This window comes from Paenibacillus sp. FSL K6-1330, from assembly GCF_037976825.1.
Taxonomy (GTDB): Bacteria; Bacillota; Bacilli; order Paenibacillales; family Paenibacillaceae; genus Paenibacillus_AQ.
Window position 1 is genome coordinate 4924924 of the sequence record NZ_CP150269.1, and the last position, 18155, is coordinate 4943078.

At 50.7% G+C, this 18155-nt stretch carries 19 protein-coding genes; 1 reads left to right on the plus strand and 18 read right to left on the minus strand.

Annotation, left to right across the window (positions count from 1 at the left end; genetic code table 11):
* Positions 1-61 precede the first annotated feature (61 nt).
* Positions 62-1597, minus strand: a complete 1536-nt coding sequence (locus NYE54_RS22260) for an extracellular solute-binding protein (protein ID WP_339266251.1) — start codon at positions 1595-1597, stop codon at positions 62-64.
* A gap of 374 nt (positions 1598-1971) precedes the next feature.
* On the opposite strand from NYE54_RS22260, the gene NYE54_RS22265 reads away from it, so the two are divergent.
* Positions 1972-3582 carry a YifB family Mg chelatase-like AAA ATPase gene (locus tag NYE54_RS22265; protein ID WP_339266253.1) on the plus strand — a complete coding sequence of 537 codons (1611 nt, stop codon included), beginning with the start codon at positions 1972-1974 and terminating at the stop codon, positions 3580-3582.
* A gap of 152 nt (positions 3583-3734) precedes the next feature.
* Here the strand turns inward: NYE54_RS22265 and NYE54_RS22270 are convergent, their stop codons facing one another.
* The 17 genes from NYE54_RS22270 to wecB form a co-directional block, all read right to left on the minus strand.
* On the minus strand, positions 3735-4118 hold the full coding sequence (locus NYE54_RS22270) for a YraN family protein (RefSeq protein ID WP_076325009.1): 384 nt from the start codon (positions 4116-4118) through the stop codon (positions 3735-3737).
* Positions 4118-4429 carry an EscU/YscU/HrcU family type III secretion system export apparatus switch protein gene (locus tag NYE54_RS22275; RefSeq protein ID WP_076325010.1) on the minus strand — a complete coding sequence of 104 codons (312 nt, stop codon included), beginning with the start codon at positions 4427-4429 and terminating at the stop codon, positions 4118-4120. Before NYE54_RS22275 ends, NYE54_RS22270 begins: the two co-directional genes overlap by 1 nt.
* Positions 4426-6420, minus strand: coding sequence for a hypothetical protein (locus NYE54_RS22280; protein WP_339266256.1), 1995 nt, complete (start codon positions 6418-6420; stop codon positions 4426-4428). Before NYE54_RS22280 ends, NYE54_RS22275 begins: the two co-directional genes overlap by 4 nt.
* A gap of 80 nt (positions 6421-6500) precedes the next feature.
* On the minus strand, positions 6501-7118 hold the full coding sequence (locus NYE54_RS22285; RefSeq protein WP_076325012.1) for a ribonuclease HII: 618 nt from the start codon (positions 7116-7118) through the stop codon (positions 6501-6503).
* 355 nt (positions 7119-7473) lie between these two features.
* The gene (gene ylqF / locus NYE54_RS22290) at positions 7474-8340 is read right to left on the minus strand and encodes a ribosome biogenesis GTPase YlqF (RefSeq protein ID WP_076325013.1); all 867 of its coding nucleotides are present in this window, start codon (positions 8338-8340) and stop codon (positions 7474-7476) included.
* A 55-nt stretch (positions 8341-8395) separates the two neighbouring features.
* Positions 8396-9010 carry a signal peptidase I gene (gene lepB, locus NYE54_RS22295; protein ID WP_076325014.1) on the minus strand — a complete coding sequence of 205 codons (615 nt, stop codon included), beginning with the start codon at positions 9008-9010 and terminating at the stop codon, positions 8396-8398.
* 102 nt (positions 9011-9112) lie between these two features.
* Positions 9113-9457: a 50S ribosomal protein L19 gene (rplS, locus tag NYE54_RS22300; RefSeq protein ID WP_015736355.1), complete on the minus strand. Its 345-nt coding sequence runs from the start codon at positions 9455-9457 to the stop codon at positions 9113-9115.
* Positions 9458-9695: 238 nt separating this feature from the next.
* Positions 9696-9839 carry a hypothetical protein gene (locus tag NYE54_RS22305; protein ID WP_213644152.1) on the minus strand — a complete coding sequence of 48 codons (144 nt, stop codon included), beginning with the start codon at positions 9837-9839 and terminating at the stop codon, positions 9696-9698.
* 111 nt (positions 9840-9950) lie between these two features.
* Positions 9951-12062: a collagen-like repeat preface domain-containing protein gene (locus NYE54_RS22310; protein ID WP_339266260.1), complete on the minus strand. Its 2112-nt coding sequence runs from the start codon at positions 12060-12062 to the stop codon at positions 9951-9953.
* 187 nt (positions 12063-12249) lie between these two features.
* Entirely contained in the window at positions 12250-13065 is an 816-nt protein-coding gene (trmD, locus tag NYE54_RS22315; RefSeq protein WP_339266261.1) for a tRNA (guanosine(37)-N1)-methyltransferase TrmD, read from the minus strand.
* A 3-nt stretch (positions 13066-13068) separates the two neighbouring features.
* A complete protein-coding gene (gene rimM, locus NYE54_RS22320; protein WP_076325016.1) occupies positions 13069-13590 on the minus strand; it encodes a ribosome maturation factor RimM in 522 nt (173 codons plus the stop codon).
* A 112-nt stretch (positions 13591-13702) separates the two neighbouring features.
* On the minus strand, positions 13703-13933 hold the full coding sequence (locus NYE54_RS22325; protein WP_006211360.1) for a KH domain-containing protein: 231 nt from the start codon (positions 13931-13933) through the stop codon (positions 13703-13705).
* 21 nt (positions 13934-13954) lie between these two features.
* The gene (rpsP, locus tag NYE54_RS22330; RefSeq protein WP_006211361.1) at positions 13955-14227 is read right to left on the minus strand and encodes a 30S ribosomal protein S16; all 273 of its coding nucleotides are present in this window, start codon (positions 14225-14227) and stop codon (positions 13955-13957) included.
* Positions 14228-14275: 48 nt separating this feature from the next.
* A complete protein-coding gene (ffh, locus tag NYE54_RS22335) occupies positions 14276-15658 on the minus strand; it encodes a signal recognition particle protein (protein WP_076325017.1) in 1383 nt (460 codons plus the stop codon).
* Positions 15659-15679: 21 nt separating this feature from the next.
* Positions 15680-16036, minus strand: coding sequence for a putative DNA-binding protein (locus NYE54_RS22340; protein ID WP_076325018.1), 357 nt, complete (start codon positions 16034-16036; stop codon positions 15680-15682).
* Positions 16037-16174: 138 nt separating this feature from the next.
* On the minus strand, positions 16175-16822 hold the full coding sequence (locus tag NYE54_RS22345) for a hemolysin III family protein (protein ID WP_076325253.1): 648 nt from the start codon (positions 16820-16822) through the stop codon (positions 16175-16177).
* A gap of 79 nt (positions 16823-16901) precedes the next feature.
* A complete protein-coding gene (wecB, locus tag NYE54_RS22350; protein WP_339273608.1) occupies positions 16902-17966 on the minus strand; it encodes a UDP-N-acetylglucosamine 2-epimerase (non-hydrolyzing) in 1065 nt (354 codons plus the stop codon).
* Positions 17967-18155: the final 189 nt, after the last annotated feature.

Consider the following 18155-nt stretch of genomic DNA (forward strand, 5'->3'; position numbering starts at 1 on the left):
AAGCCGGTCCGGGAAAGGAAAGCAGTGCGCTCATCTGGCAACATCCGTGCAGGTATAATTTTTACTTGGCTTCGTTTAGGAACTTTTGCGTCCGCTCATAAGCGCTCCTATGAACATCCAGCACCTGCTGCACGCCAAGCTTGTTCACTTCGTTCACGTAAGCATCCCAATCATCCATCGGTTTCTGTCCTAGAATGAACTTGGCAATCTGCTCCTCATGGAACTTTTTCACGGTTTCGCCGACCATGCTCAGCACTTCATTTTCTTCATTTGTATAGGCGAGCCTTGGCTGCGGCTTCGTTTCATGGTCAGGCGCGATTTTCATCGCTTCCCGCATTTTTGGAGAATACATGGACTCGTAAGCCGTCATATCCAATACCGTATGTGCCCCGATTGTTGCGATGCCCGTCTTGGTTCTCAAGTCGCCGAACTCTTTGTAATCCACGTTGAATTTGCGAGCCCCGTTCTCGGTTGTGAATGTCTCCCCTTCCCTACCCCAAGTTGCCAATTCAATTCCTTCGGGGGAGAACAAGAAATCGAGGTACTGAAGAAGCCGATCCCGCTCCTTGGAATTTGCCGCCACCGCAAAGCCGTCGGACTGCAATCCGGCGAATACATTGTGGGACTTGCCATCCGGAGTTCCAACAGGAGGAACCATATAATCGAGACTGAACTCGGATGCCTTATCCCCAAGCATTAACGGAAGTTCATCCATGATGCCGATATAGTCGCTGGCGATAAACGATTTGTTCTGAAGCAGCAGATCGTTAAATTGCTTGCGTTTATGCGCCATAAAGTCAGGTGCTACCAATCCTTCCGCATAAAACTTATTCATGTACTCAACCATTTTCTTGTAATTGTCCTCTGTCGGGCCGTAGCGCCATTCGTCCTTCTCATCATCGTAATAATAGCTGCTATTGGTGTTAAACGCCGGTGCCATATTAACCAGAGGACTCAAACCGTTAAACACGGCAATCGGAAAGCTGTCCGGATATATTTCCTTCAATCTTTTCGCAACCGTGTACAATTCGTCGTAGGTGGTCGGCGGCGTCAGATTGTGTTTCTCGAATACGTCGTCCCGGTAAAGCCATGACCGCCTGGATTGCTGCTCAAGTCCATACAACGGCATAAAATAGTTCTTCCCCTCGGGAGACAGAATAGCTGCCTTTACTTCCGGATGGTCCTCGAGAAACTTCCTGTAGTTCGGCATCTGGTCCAAGTGCTCGAAATAGTCGACAAACGCTCCGCTTACCCCGTGCGTGTTGGCGGCATTCAGGCTGTTGACCATCATAAGATCCGGTATCTCGCCCGAGGATATCGCCAGGTTCATCGTTGTGGTGTAATCACTCATCACAGGTTGTACCTTGAAGGAGATGCCGGTTTCTTCTTTCAAGTACTTATAAATCGGCCAATTTTCCTTATACGGCCAGTTCGTATGAGAGAAAGTCATCATCTCTAGTGTGACTTCCTTACCTAAGGCGACGTTTTCATGATTCTCCTCCTTTACCGCGTTTTCTTTTGAGCATCCGCTCAATAACGTGCCGGTTATAATGGCAGCTAATGCCAGCAACCCGAGCTTTCGGTTCCAAATTTTCACACGAGCCCTCTCCCTTATGTATGATGATGTAACGCCAGCCGCTCTTAAGGCAGCATGTCGTTTATGATTTTGATTCTACTTGCGAACCCGTGCGTTGACTATTGACATTCCTTCCCGTTATTGCCTGTAGCTACGATTCTGAAAAAGTGGCAACTTTCTGAACTACGGTACATTCACCGCTCAGATCCCGCACCATGGATGGGCCCTTGCCTATTGAATGGAGTTTCTTGCATAGTGCGAATTGACAGTCGGGAAGGGAAATTTTACAATACGGACTAGAGTCACCCAACGAAAATGAGGAAGCACCCTTTTCGAATCTTGGATGTTCTATTACGATTCAATCCACTGATATCAGAAATGAGGTGCTTTCATTTATGTACGGAAAACTTCATAGCGCTTGCTTGCACGGCATTGACGGCGTTGTCATCCAGGTGGAGGTGGACCTGGCGAACGGGCTGCCCCAAACTTCTATCATCGGTCTGCCTGATTCCTCCATTCGCGAATCTATTGAGCGGGTTCGGGCATCGATTAAAAACTGCGGTTTTACCTATCCCTTAAAACGGATAACCGTCAATCTTGCACCGGCAGATCTGCGCAAAGAGGGCTCTTCCTTCGATCTGGCGATCGCCGTCGGCATATTGCTAACAAGCGAGCAATGGACCTTTTCGAATGCCGGGCAAATGTTGATCCTGGGCGAACTTGCACTGGATGGTACACTTAGGCCCATCACAGGGGTATTGCCGATGGTAGAGCAAGCGAAAAAGGAAGGGTATGCCGGGGTTATTCTCCCGCGCGAAAATGCTCCGGAAGCTGCATTGATCGGGGGAATCGAGGTCTATGGGCTTCAGCATTTAAAGGAGCTTGTTCAGGAAGGACCCGATGAAAACATCCATCGTAGTGAAACTGGGGGAACTACAAGCTTTACCGTTTCGCTGTCAATGCTCAGATATGATCGGTCGACGACTCAAAGCGGAACTCAAGTGGACAGCCTACGGGGCAAGCAGCTTGAAGACTATCGAGATGTGATCGGTCAGCAGCATATCAAACGTGCCTTGACCATTGCTGCCGCAGGCATGCACAATATTCTGCTCATTGGGCCCCCGGGTACTGGAAAAACGATGCTCATGAAACGCCTCCCCACCATACTGCCGCCGCTGGCGGACCAAGAAGCGTTGACTACAACGAAAATCTTCAGCGCTGCCGGAAAGCTAAAGCCATCCGACGGGTTGATGACAAGACGCCCCTTTCGGTCCCCTCACCATACCATCTCGGCTGGCGGGCTCATCGGAGGCGGCACCATTCCGAAGCCGGGGGAAGTCAGTCTGGCCCATAAAGGCATTCTCTTCCTGGATGAGCTTCCCGAGTTCTCGAGGCATGTGCTGGAGGTGCTGCGACAGCCCCTGGAGGATCGCGAAGTAACCATCAGCCGGGCACGAGCGGTATTTACCTTCCCTGCGCACTTCATGCTCGCTTGTTCGATGAATCCCTGTCCGTGCGGTTATTACGGCAGTGATCACCCCCATCAACGCTGCACGTGCAGCGTTACCCGAATCGCTCAATACCGCGCTAGAATATCGGGGCCCTTGATGGATCGGATCGACCTTCAAGTAGACGTGCCTCGGCCTAAGGAATGGCCGGGAAGCGCAATACCTATATCATCCGAGCAAATGCGGGATCAAGTCTATGCGGCACAAACGATTCAATTGGAACGCTATAAACAGCTCCCGTTCAGCTGGAACAGCGAACTGTTCGGCAGCTTCCTGAGGAAACATGCGGTGCTGGACAAGGACTCGGCAGAGCTCCTGCAAGCGACAATCGATACGCTGGGCCTGAGCATGCGCGCTTATGACCGAATCCTGAAGCTGGCCAGAACCATTGCCGATCTGGAGGCATCCGATGCAATACAAAGCCAACATATCGCTGAAGCGATTCAATACCGTCAGCTGGATCGACAATATATCACTGCCGAAGAAACAACTCGTTGATGAAAGACAATAACCCATGGTCATCAGGCCGATGACTCATGAAGACTGGAAGTTTGCTCCTATTGCATAAAATAAACCTGTCATACGCAAAGAAGGTGATGGAGCTCAGCTCCTATCACCTTCTTTGTTATGGCTGCTTCGGCTCGTACCCATCAAAATGCATTCTCGATATGATCCATCGAGACAGACGTCAGATCCGCGCGAAGCATAACGGAGATAACATCAAAACGGATTGGCCGGTCATAATAACGCTTATGATGAACGTACTGCTGGGCCGTGTTTCGGACCTGCATCACTTTGCGAGCATTCACGGACTCGGCAGGCGTGCCGAAGCTATTCGTTCCGCTTCGGCTTCTGACCTCAATTACCACAAGGGTCTCCCCTGTTTCAGCGACGATGTCCAGTTCTCCAAAGCGGCAGCGCCAATTGCGGTCCAAAATCCGGTAACCTTTTTCAATCAGGGAAGCGGCCGCCAGCTCTTCGGCAGCGGCTCCTTTTTGCTTGCGGCTGTCCTTTTTACCGGATGGCGAGTTCATTAGGGCATCATCCCTCCATCCTTCGCTTCACGATCTGCACGATAAACATATGTCAACACTTCCGCTACAAGCTGGTATAGCACCTCCGGAATCTGCTGATCCAGATCCAGCTTAGAGAGAATCTCCACCAAAGCTGCATCTTCTTGGACAGGGACGCCATGCTCTTTGGCTTTGTCTAATATAGACTCCGCCAATTTCCCTTGCCCTTTGGCAACCACAATCGGTGCTTCACTCTCGCCAGGCGTATATTTAAGGGCTACCGCCTTTTTCATGGCCGTTATTTGTCCTTGCTCTTTCTCTTCCTTGCTCATATCCGCATATCCACCCCTTTATAGGTTTGCGGGGTGTATTCTGCCGCCGTTCCCTGCACGGACGCGTCTGAAGTAAGCGGTGCAACTAAGGGTAGCGGTTCTGTTTTTACGCTAAGCAATTGATAGCCGATAGATGAAACTGCCTGAGCCAACTCTTGCTTTTTCCCCTCAAACAGCTCCGCGGCGTAACTCTGATCATTCCGAAAGCTGAGGCTGACAATCCGGTCAACGACCTGCACATCGATCAAGGTCGGGCCTAGAAATTTCATGTCCAAGTCGAACAACAGCCTGCAGTTGGTTGCATCCAGCTCGCCTTTTCGGCCTCTGCGGGATTGAATATGTACGGATGCCGTCTGTTCCCCGTCGACCCCATGCAGAGGTATGAACATGGTAACCTGTGCGAAAGGTGCTGTTCGATCGGTGTTTAGCAAGAGCTGCTGGCCCGTTAAATGCTGAACGACTTGCTGTGCCGCTTCCTTTAGCGCAGGCGGCGCATCCTGGCTGGACAACACCTGAAGCAACACTCCCTTCAGTGTGTCTTGCAGGGCAAGCGCCGATTCACCCGATGGCGTTGAAGCCATAACGGCTTGCTGTACGCCTTGGGCGATATTCTGCTGCCCGGATGGCACAACTGGCTGCGTCGAGCCCTGTTGATTCACAGCACCGGCCTGCGCATTCGCAGCAGCTTGCTGGCTCGTATTCGCCGCATTCCCTGGCGTGCCAAGAGCCCCAGGTGTAGTCGCTGCTGCGCCACTGCTGCTAGAGGCAGGTGCTGCTGACTGGGAAGCTGCTTGTCCGCCTGCTTGGCCTGCTTGGCCTGCTTGGCCTGCCGCGGCAGCGCTTGGCTCAGCTGCGGCGGGCAGCGGTGCAGCAGCACTCGCAGCTGGAGCAGGAGTGTGTGCTGGCACGGCCGCATTCGCTCCTGGAGCCGCGCCCGCGGCCGTGTTGCTGCCGGGCTGCGCGGCTGCCTGCTGCCCGGCAGGTGGTGCGGCGCTACCCGTGCGCGCCGCTTCGCCCGCGGGGCCCGTACCGGCCCCTCGCAGGGCTTGCTGCTCGTGCTCTGCACCGAGCAGCTTCAAGAGCCGCCCCACCCACGGCTCCGCGCTGGGGGTGGACGGCTTTGGCGAAGGGCCTGCGGCACCTTCGCCTGGAGCTGCCGCTGGGCCCATGGCCACGGCGGCGGGTTGACCGGCGGCAGGCGTTGCCGTGCCGCCGCTGGCCCATGGCTGCGCGAGCTCGCCGCGCAGCTGCTGCAGCAGGCCTTGCAGCTTGGTCAGCAGCGCTTGCTGACCTGAGCCGGCCTGCGTGATACTGCCAGCGGAGGCCTCACCGCCAACCGTGGGAGGTGCTCCGGATGCTGCTTGTTTCCCCGCATCCACCAAACCTCCACTACCTGCGCTTAAAGTAGACGCCAGCTGCTGCTCCAACGACTGCAGTAGTTGATGCAGTTGGGGCCCGAATACCGCTTGATGCAGTCCCTTCACGCTTTCGGGGGTAATCGGCAGTCCGCGGTGAAACGCAATCGCAGCCGACTCCGCCCATTCCGCCGCGGGAATCTGCGGAGGCTTCACGGCCAATGCCTCGCGGAACATGGCAATATTGTCCTTCGTTAGCGGAACTCCCGCGTTCTGCATACCCCGGATCATTTCGCGGTTTTCCTTCGTATCCGGAAGACCGGCAAAATCCAGCACCTCAGCCATGGAAGACGGGGACAGCGGTTGTCCCGGCGTTTGACTAAGCGGCTTGAGAACGGCCGTCCCTCCCTCTCCCGGCGGCTGAACTTGCAGAAGGGCAGTTTCCCCGGCTCGAAGCGGCGTTTCCAGCTTCGCCTTCACTTGAACGCCCTGGATCTGCACCACGGCTTCTTGTCCGTCTTCCGATACGTTCATAACAACACCGCGAACGACCTGACCCGGTTTTAATTCCAACGTCTTGGCGTCTCCCGGCTTTTGCTCTCCCAGGAGGCCGCGAATCAACGATCCGATGTTCACGATAGTTCCTCCCACACCTTCTGTTTACCTTATATATCGGCAGCAGCCCGCCTTTTGACGAGGGCGGGCTGCATCGAAATCTAGAATAAGGACAATTGCTCAATCTCCATATTTTTCAGAAAGCTTCTTCTATGCATAGCGGTAGGTCCGTGCAGCTGCAGCTGTTCACGGTGAAACTTGGTAGCGTAGCCTTTATGTACGGCGATTCCGTATTCCGGATAACGCGTCTCCCATTCCCCTTCGCACAATCTGTCGCGAGTGACCTTGGCAATAATGGAGGCCGCAGCAATGGACTGGCTGTTAGCGTCGCCTTTAATGATGGCACGCTGGGGAATATCGCAATCCACCTTCTCGGCATCAACAAGCAGAAACTGGGGAGTAACAGCCAATTGCTCCATAGCCATCTTCATGGCAAGCCTTGCGGCTTGTTTGATGTTAATTCGGTCAATCGTTTCCGCATCCACCAAACCAACGCCAACCGCCAGCGCCTGTTCCATGATGAGATCATAGAGGGTTTCCCGCTTCTTGGCACTGAGTTTCTTCGAATCATTGATCCCTTCAATCACTAACCCCTCCGGCAAAACAACCGCCGCAGCGACCACATCGCCGAACAAACAGCCGCGGCCTACTTCGTCAATACCTGCAATATGTATATAACGGCTCCAGTACTCACGCTCGTACATTAATAAATCTGTCATAGGTTTAACCCCTTTGGTTCCGAATTACCGCTTGTTTGATGTCTGTACATACGGTGTTTCAAACACGTTCTATCAATCTAGTAACTCTTCTAGATTATCACACTCGCCACAGAGCGTCACCCTTTAACCTCCCCTTTCCTGCTGGAGCTGAGGCGAAAATACCGGTCCAAACAAGGCACGCACATCAAACGAAGTCGATCTTCAGAGCATCTACCGAGTTAAACTAGATAGAATCAATGCAGTCTAATCTCCTCCTGATCTGATCCAGAAAAAATAACCATTCCGCCGTTAACCGGCAGAATGGTTATTTTTTGGTTTAAACTAGTGGAGGATAGCTCTCGTTCACCCTATTGAATCAATAAGGGGATTCCATCGAATAACGCCCAAGCTTGCCTGCGCGTAGTTCACGTAGGAAAATGCTCGAGGCTTTTTCCAGATCGACTCTTCCTCCGCTGACGATGCAGCCTCGTTTTCTTCCGATCGCTTCCATTATCGCCACAATTTCATCCGGGTTATCCAGATCTGTTGGGCGCTCCTTAAGATCAAAACGTTCGCTCATCGATTCCCAATAATAGTTGGAGAAATATTTGATCGCAAAAAAGGCAATATCCTCTACGTTCAATATTTCCTCTTTGATGGCGCCGGTTACCGCAAGACGATACCCTACATTCTGATCCTCGAATTTTGGCCACAGGATGCCGGGTGTATCCAGCAATTCCATCTCACCACCAGCAACCTTAATCCACTGTTGTCCTTTCGTGACACCCGGACGGTCACCCGTCTCTGCAATGTTGCGGCCGGCAAGACGGTTAATCAGCGTGGATTTGCCTACATTCGGTATACCTACAATCAACACACGCATAGCTCGCGGGTTCATGCCCTTGGCTATTTGTTTATCGATCTTCTCTTTCAGCAGCAGCTTAATCTGGTTCGGAATATCCTTAACACCTGTCCCTGTGGATGCATCTACAGGAAAGGCGGTTAGGCCATTTTCCTTGAAGTGGGCTTGCCATTGCCTTGTGACCTCAGGATCTGCCAAATCGGCTTTATTCATAATAATGAGCCGCGGCTTGCCCTGCAAAATCTCGTCAATCATCGGATTTCTGCTTGAGAGCGGAAGCCTCGCATCGGTCAGTTCAATTACAGCATCGATCAGCTTCAGCTTCTCCTGAATTTGGCGGCGCGCTTTGGTCATATGTCCGGGAAACCATTGTATTGTCAAACGTCGTCACCTCTACTTTGCACTGCAAACTTTCATCGTTTCTTTAGCGCCTTGGCTAATGGTTGATGAGCCCTATGTCTTTAATCGGCCAGAAGATCAAGTCTGCTCGCCCAATAATATCCCCCAAAGGAACATATCCTATCATACGGCTGTCCGTGCTGTTGGAGCGGTTATCTCCCATCACAAACACATGACCATCTGGCACAACACCATCCTGAACGAACGAGTTCGGGAAATCTGTGTTATTGTATAATCTGTTTTCAGCATGGGCTTGATCAATCGCTTCCTGTATGTAGGTTTCATTCACAGGCTCCCCATTGACAAGCACTTTATCGCCTTCAACTTTAACCGTATCACCAGCAACTGCGATCACGCGTTTAATGAAATCCCTGCCCTCATCAGGAACATGGAATACGATAACTTCTCCACGCTCGGGTTTACGGATATCATATAAAATCTCATTGACGATCAGCTTCTGATTGGATACAAAGTTAGGTTCCATGGATGGACCCTGCACAATAAACGGTTTAAAGAGAAGCCAGCGAATGAGAACGACGAGAACCAGAGCAATGAGAAGAGCCTTCAGCCATTCTACAAGCTCGTTCTTAGCCTTTTTGGCCGGTTTCCCCACGTTGGTTTCAATTGCCTCCTGGTGTTGATCTTTCTCCATAACCCACCGTCCTTCTCTATAGATCGCTTTCGCATTATAGCGATTTTTGGATATACAAAAGGGGCTTGTATATACGCACAAGCCCCTTTTACCGCCTTGTAATTAACGACGAATTTCTTTAATTCTCGCTGCTTTACCGCGCAGTTCACGAAGATAATAAAGCTTCGCACGACGCACTTTACCACGGCGAGCCACTTCGATTTTATCGATTTTAGGCGAGTTGATTGGGAAAGTTCTTTCCACACCAACACCGTAAGAAATTTTACGAACGGTAAAAGTCTCACTGATTCCGCCACCGCGACGTTTAATTACTACACCTTCAAACAACTGGATACGCTCACGAGTTCCCTCGATAACCTTAACGTGTACTTTTAAAGTATCACCAGGACGAAAGCTCGGAATATCTTTACGAAGTTGTTCTTGAGTAATCGCTTGAACGATATTCATCTATGACTCCCTCCTCTCACACAGGTGTTCTTGCATCTTCCGGAAACTCTATGTATTTCCTTCATTATCCGCAGCGGACCACCGTATTCACAACAAAAGAAATGATAACATATTTTGTAGACCGAATCAAGTGTTTTATCTTTACACCCTCATGCCTAAACCAGCTTTTTCTCCTAGCTCTGGTCCATAAAAAACCACTTCCAGCATGAAAATCATGCCGAAAGCGGTTAGCCTCACCTTAATTTACGGTTTCTTTCGAGTCGTGCATGCCCTTATGACGCTTGCCATAGTATTCAAGGATGTCATCTACCGTTTGAAATTGAACTTCTGTATTTGTTGTTTCTTCTATTTTCGCTTCATGTTGTTGTCGATGTTCTGTCATGACAAGATGCCTCCCAGTTCTCAAGTGATACTCCAGTTACATATTACCCATCAACGCAGGAGTTGTATCAGCAATATTAAAAAATATGACACTGAAGTATACAAATCTGGGCTAAGAGCCAATTCTAAAGATGGAAATCCTTGCGCCGGTTTGAGGAGCATTAATCGCTTTGCTGACTGGCGATAAATTATAGAGCCCTACGGTGTTACCGGCACTTAAATTGATGACCGCAGATCCTGATACCTCGGCAGTGGCTGAATTCGAGTTCATGTTCGCCGTACTGGTTATATTCCCGTTCACGACGATTCCGAACGTGTTGGGAGCGGTTTGGCCATTTTCGAGCGATATCTGCCAATCAAAATAGTAAAAACCCGCTGTCACAATGGTCAACGTCGTTGTACCATTATATGTTACACCTTGAAGTATGCTCGTCGAGAATGTTACAGGTGAATTAGTAGCCACATTTTGAGTGACTCCATTACTGGCATACAACACGCTGCCGCCGATAAGCGTATTCGCCTCCGTCGGACCGGTTGGACCGGTTGGACCTGTAACTCCCGTTGGCCCAGTTCCACCAGTTGCTCCGGCAACGCCAGTCGGACCTGTTACTCCCGTCGCTCCTGCTGCTCCTGTGGTTCCTGTGGTTCCCGTCGCTCCTATGACGCCTGTTGCTCCGGTTGCTCCTGTAACTCCTGTTGCACCCGTGGCTCCAGTTACACCTGTAACGCCCGTTGGCCCAGTACTGCCAGTTGCTCCGGCAACGCCAGTCGGACCTGTTACTCCCGTCGCTCCTGTTGCTCCTGCTGCTCCTGTTGCTCCTGTGGTTCCCGTGACGCCCGTTGCAGCTGTTGCCCCTGCCGGACCTGTTGCTCCCGTGACTCCTGTTACTCCCGTCGCTCCTGTTGCTCCAGTAGCACCTGTAACCCCTGTTGCACCAATTTCTCCGGTTGCTCCTGTCAGACCTGTCACCCCGGTTACTCCTGTGGCACCTACTTCTCCCGTTGCTCCTGTTGCTCCTGTCGATCCGGTCACTCCTGTGACACCAGTAGCTCCGGTTATGCCTGTTGCTCCTATCGGACCTACTGCTCCTGTTTCTCCCGTTGCTCCAGTTGCGCCTGTTATTCCAGTTGCACCCGTAGCACCGGTCTCGCCTACTGCTCCAGTCGCACCGGTTTCACCAGTCGGTCCGGTCGCTCCTGTTATCCCGCCAGGTGCCCCTGGCGGTCCTTCCGGACCTGTTGGACCTGTAGCACCCACCGCACCCGTCAGGCCAGTTGCTCCCGGCACGCCGTCCAATCCGGGCCCTCCTGTAGCACCTGCAGTGCCTGTCGGGCCAGTCACACCCATGGCTCCTGTCGCTCCAATCACGCCCGGCTGATCGTTACCTGGCACGCCTTCCAACGTTTCCTGGATCGTGAGACCTTGAACAGTTTCAGCGCTCGTCCTTGCTACAGCTGGCAGAGATTGCAGAGCAGCATCTTGGACAGCCACCGGAACGCTTAATGTCGCTATCGTTCCTGAAAGAGCATTCGTATAGTTGATCAACTGTTCATTCAAATGTTCAGGCGACGCCCCATTCTGCAACGATGCATTAATTCCATCCGTTGCTGCTTGCAGCCTGCCCAGCTGTTGTCCGGAACACCCTAATCTCGCAGCCTGCTGGTTAATTCCCTGAAGTACTTCAGTAAGCTGCTGACGAGACCCGGCCACTCGATTCGTCGTTGCATTCATAATGTAAAAATGCAGATTGTTCATTAAATCGATTAGAGGGACAGCATCCGCACTCGGAAACGCATTATCCAGCCTTGATTGAATACCATTTTGCAAAGCAGCGATATCCGGACCGATCTCGCCGCCGACCCCAATTCGTTCTCCATACATTTGAAACAACGTCATGACTTCATTCAATCTTGTTAAAATCCCTTCCAGATTGTCCGAATTGGAAATCCTTGCAATTTGCTGTACAACCTGCCTAAGATCCCGCCGTTCCCGCAGCGAGAACCTCATTTCCGAGACCAGATCGTTAAGGCTCTGCAATTGTATTTTGATAAGTGTGAAATCCTCGTTAACCGGCTGTTCCACAAATGCGCGTAACAGTGATGTTAATTGACGGATCAATGTAACGAATCGAGTGGCTTGGGTCCTTCCGACACGGATTCGTTCTGGCGTAAGTCCCTGAATTACAGCCTTATTGCCGCTGCCCTTCCTTCTTCCTTGCTTCAATCGATTTCACCCCTTACGATTAATGCATCCGCAAACGCCTATTTATCACACTATTCAATTCATACGAATTTTGTTCTCAGGTGCAAACATGAAACGTGCATATTACTACATACTAGCCACATTCAAGAAATAAAAAAACGAACAGACCTGTGCTTACAGATCTGTTCGTGAGATTAAACAAAAAAGCTTATGAGGATCCCGCTTCTCGCTGAAGCTTGTCTAAATATGCCCGATCCTGCTTGGACAACTCCAGCTTGTCTAACAACTCAGGGCGACGCTCCCATGTCCGCTTAAGCGCCTGTTCCCGACGCCACACGTCAATATTTGCATGATGACCGCTTAACAAAATATCCGGCACTTTCCAGCCGCGAAACTCAGCCGGACGGGTATAGTGCGGATATTCCAGCAGGCCAGTACTGAATGAATCCGTCACCGCTGACGTTTCATTGCCTAGTACACCCGGCAGCAATCGGACCACAGAATCGATGGCAACCATCGCTGGCAGCTCTCCACCGGTAAGCACGTAATCCCCGATGGATAACTCATCGGTAACAAGAAACTCGCGAATCCGTTCATCATAACCTTCGTAATGCCCGCATATAAACACCAGATGGTCTTCCTGAGACAACTCTTCGGCCTTTTTCTGCGTAAAGGTCTCTCCTTGCGGACACATCAGAATGACTCGCGGAGGCTTGGCTGTTCCGGAAATTTCCACTGGAATCTCTCCGGCAGGATTAGCCCCATCCTCATGATTCGAAATTTCATCCGTATCAGAAGCAAGGATATCCTCTACCGCAGCAAAAATCGGGTCCGGCTTTAACACCATCCCCCCACCGCCGCCATATGGAGTATCATCAACCTGACTGTGCTTATTTCCGGCATACTGGCGGAAGTTGATGGCATTCAAGTTCACAATTTGTTTTTCGGCTGCTTTACCCAGAATACTCGAATGAAACACACCATCGAACATCTCGGGGAACAGCGTCAGCACATCGATCCGCATGGACTATAACAACCCTTCCATGAGATGCACCCGAACAAGCTTCGATTCCTTGTCTACATCAAGTACGACATCCGGTATGGCCGGAAGGAGAACTTCTTTTCCCTCAGGTGTCTTGACAACCCACACATCATTCGCGCCTGGGGTCAAAATTTCGGTGATCAAGCCAAGCTCCTCGGCAGGGTCTTCGTCGGTCATCACCTTGCAGCCAATGATCTCATGGAAATAGTACTCGTTCTCTGGAAGCTCTTCCTGAAGATCTGCTGTGATCTTCAGCAGCGAGCCCTTATATTTTTCAGCATCATTGATGCCATGCAGCTCCTTGAATTTAACGATATACATGTTTTTATGAAAACGAGATGTATCCACCGTTACTTCAATCTTGCTCCCCTTGTCCGGGACAATATACAACTGGCTCTTTGGAGCAAATCGCTGGTCGGCAAAATCCGTATGCGGCATGACTTTAACTTCCCCGCGGATGCCGTGCGTATTCACGATTTTCCCTACAGTTAACAACTTTTCAGACATGGTCTTCCTCCTGCATCACTTAATAAACGTTCTAAGCTGGTTTGACCGGCTGATTTCTTCAGCATGTACGAAAAAGGGCTAGGACATGCATCCTAACCCCCTTTCGTATATTTTAAGAAATGATATCAACGGTCACCCGTTTATCCATTTTAACCGCCGCCGATGTTACGACTGTACGCAATGATTTGGCGATACGCCCTTGTTTGCCTATGACCTTCCCGACATCGTCAGGATGCACGTACAGCTCATATACAATCAAGTGCTCCTTCTCAACGGTTTTCACAGTCACATCTTCTGGATGATCCACTAAAGCCTTAGCAATAACGCGAACTAATTCTTCCATAGATAACCCTCGCGATCAGTCTTATTTCTGATGCTTCAGCTCATGAAACTTCTTCATTACGCCCGCTTTGCTAAGCAAGTTGCGAACCGTGTCAGATGCTTGCGCACCATTTTGAAGCCAGTTCAGTGCTTTCTCTTCATCGATTTTAACTTCAGCCGGTTGAGCAACCGGATTGTAATAACCGATTTCCTCGATAAAACGGCCATCACGTGGGGAACGGGAATCAGAAACCACCACGCGGTAGAAAGGAGCCTTGTGAGCACCCATGCGTTTCAGACGAATACGTACTGCCATTTGAAAATTCACCTCCTTCAAAAAATGTCCATTCGATATGACCGAGACTTAACGGAATGGAAACTTCATGCCTTTCCCACCAGTCAAGCCTTTTAGCTGTTTCATCGCTTTGTTCTTGCCGCCTTTAGGACCCATCATATCCGAGAACTGCTTCATCACGCGGCGCATTTCGTCAAACTGCTTGATGAGCCGGTTCACTTCAGCCAGCGAGGTTCCGCTGCCTGCCGCAATCCGTTTACGACGGTTGTGATTGATGATATCAGGCTGCTGCTTCTCCGCCGTTGTCATGGAGTGGACAATTGCCTCGATGCGTCCCATCTGCTTCTCGTCAACCTTGAGATCCTTGGCTTGCTTCATCTTGCCCATGCCCGGAATCATATCCATCAGCTGATCCAGAGGACCGAGCTTCTTGACCTGATCCATCTGCTCCAGGAAATCCTCGAACGTAAATTCGGCATTACGCATTTTACGTTCCATTTCCTTGGCCTTGTCTGCATCAATGTTCGATTGTGCTTTCTCGATAAGAGACAGCATATCGCCCATTCCGAGAATCCGCGATGCCATCCGTTCTGGATGGAACGGCTCCAGCGCATCAATCTTCTCGCCAAGCGCCGCGAATTTGATCGGACATCCGGTAACCGCCTTAACCGAGAGGGCGGCACCGCCTCGGGTATCCCCGTCCAGCTTCGTGAGTACGACACCTGTCAGCGTCAATTGCTGGTTGAAGCTTTCCGCGACGTTCACCGCATCCTGACCCGTCATTGCGTCAACGACAAGCAGAACTTCGTCAGGATTTACGACGCTATGAATCTGCTTCAATTCTTCCATCAGCTCTTCATCGACATGAAGGCGACCAGCAGTATCGATAATGACATAATCGTGACCATTATCTTTGGCATGCTGGAGGCCTTGCTTCGCGATTTCCACTGGGCTTGTCTTATCTCCCAGGGAGAACACCGGCACGTTGATCTGATCACCGAGTACTTCGAGCTGCTTGATCGCAGCAGGACGATAGATATCGCCGGCAACAAGCAGCGGTCGGCTGTTCTGCTTCTGAAGCAGCTTGGCCAGCTTGCCCGAAGTCGTTGTCTTACCGGCACCTTGCAAACCAGCCATCATAATGACCGTTGGCGGCTTATTGCTCTTCGCCAGTTTGGCTTGGCTTCCTCCCATCAACTCCGTCAGCTCTTTATTAACGATGTCAATGATCACCATGCCGGGCGTAAAGCTGTCCATCACTTCCTTGCCGATGGCCTTCTCTTTTACTTTGGATACGAAATCCTTAACCACTTTGAAGTTAACGTCGGCTTCGAGAAGCGCGAGCCTGACTTCACGCATGGCGGCTGTTACATCTTCTTCGGACACCTTGCCTTTACCACGAAGCTTGCTGAACACATTCTGTAGTCTGCTGGTCAATCCTTCAAACGCCATATCCGCCACCTCCGTTCATACTTAATCCCATACTTTTAATCGCTCAACCATATCGGTCATTACATTCTTATCATGTTCACCCAGGTCGCTACTCTCCACCATTTCCCGAAACTTATCCAGCTCCCGGATGCGCGTCTCATGCTTGCTCAGGAGCCCCAACTTCTCTTCATAGGACTCGAGCACCTGCTCTGCACGCTTGATATGTTCATAGACGGCCTGACGACTAATCTCAAATTCACCTGCGATTTCTCCAAGGGAAAAATCATCATGGAAATAATATTTCAAAAAGGTCTGCTGTTTCTCTGTCAGCAGCTGCTCATAGAAATCGAACAGCAAATTGATCCGGTTCGTCTTCTCGAGCCGATTCTCCTGACTCATTTAAGGGCACCCCCCTCGTCAAGGAAAAACACTTTACAGTTCGCTTAACGAACCTTATCATACAAAAAACAAAGAAGGATGTCAAGCCATTTCCCTTGTCATCCTTCTTCATGTTCAGGAAGCCTTCATCCTCCCCGTTCAACCGATAGGAAGAAGGTAGATCAGTATCGCAAAAAAGTGGAGAATCGAACCCGCCAGCACAAACAAATGCCAGATGGCATGATGGTAAGGAAAACCCCGCCATACATAGAATATAGTGCCCAGCGTGTACAGCACGCCCCCAATGGCAAGTAAATTCATACCTTGCGGCGCTACAACCGCCGTTAACGGATTCCAGGCAATGACGATCAACCAGCCCATCGCAATGTAAAATACCGTGGAGAGGAACAGAAACTTCTTGACGAAGAATGCTTTAAATACGACACCAAACAGCGCAACGCCCCATACAATCCCGAAGAGACTCCAGCCCAGCGTTCCCCGGATGGCAACCAGCAGGAAAGGCGTATACGTCCCTGCGATAAACAAGTAAATGGAGGAGTGGTCCATAAACTCAAAGAAATCCTTAGCTTTCCCGTCTCTCAAGCCGTGTACGAGCGTTGAGCTCAAATACAGCAGGAGCATCGTCGATCCGTAGATCGTAAAGCTAACCACATGCCAGGCAGTGCCCTTCAAACTTGAAAAAACAATCAGGAGCACCAGTGCTGCAACGCTTAATGCCGCTCCTATGCCATGTGTTATTGCATTCGCTATCTCTTCTCTGCGTGGATATGTGTAAGTATTGGCCATAACAGGTATCCTTTCGCTTAAAATCTTATACTTCATTATACGCCCTGCGGGCATGCAAAATCAAAGCCGCCCCCCTATATCAGCCTCCCTGCGATTGGAAAAATTGCTGAATGGCGCTGACGATTTGGCGGGACGCAGTGCCGTCGCCAAACGGATTATGGGCTCTTGCCATGCTGTGGTACGCTTCCTTATCCGTCAGCAGCTGCTCTATTCCAGCCTGAACCGCTTCACACTTCGTACCGACGCATTTTAGAGTACCGGCCGTGACTCCTTCCGGGCGCTCGGTTTTATCCCTCAGTACCAGAACCGGCTTCCCTAGTGACGGCGCTTCCTCCTGTATGCCGCCGGAATCCGTCAAGACCAGATAGGAACGCTGCATGATATGATGCAGATCTACCACATCGAGCGGTTCGGTCAAGTGAATTCGCTCGTGCCCCTCAAGCTCTTGCGCGACCGCCTCCTGCAGCACAGGGTTTGGATGGACCGGATATATCACTTCAATATCAGGGTGCTTTTGGATCACCCGCTTCACTGCCTCAAATACCCCTTTCATCGGTTCTCCCCAGTTTTCCCTGCGATGCATGGTCATCAGTATTAATCGGCTATTTTTCCGTAACTTGCTCTGTATCGGATGCTCAAAAGGAGCCTGAAGCGTCCACTTCATCGCATCGATTCCCGTGTTTCCCGTTACATATACGTGAGCCGAACGGTTCTCAGCTTTGAGATTTGATGCGGACAGCGCCGTCGGGGCAAAGTGCATATCAGCCACTCTGCCGATCCACTCGCGGTTCATCTCCTCTGGAAACGGCGCGTATTTATCATACGTCCGCAGCCCTGCTTCCACATGTCCCACCGGAATCTTCGCGTAATAAGCTGCTAAAGCACCGATAAATGCTGTCGTTGTATCCCCGTGGACCAGCACAAGATCATATTTTCTCGCTTGGAATACCTTCTCCATCCCTTTTAGCAGATCAGCGCTCAGACTGTATAAGGATTGCCCTTCCTTCATGATATTCAGATCCGTTTGCGTCTGGATTTCAAAAAAACGAAGCACCTGATCCAACATCGCCCGGTGCTGTGCGGTTACGCATACGATTGGAGTTAAACCCGGGGCTGACTCCAATTCCTTGACCAAAGGTGCCATTTTGATCGCTTCCGGACGCGTTCCGAATATAACAAGAACATTTTTCTGTCTCACGAACCTTCACTCCCCCTCGTTTTATATGAAAAGATAGATCTGAATCCTCATATCTTAAACATTATATGGCAAGTTGATAGATTCGTTCCGGTCAGTTGCATCCTTGTAGAAATCAACCATTTTTCGGCCTTTCGC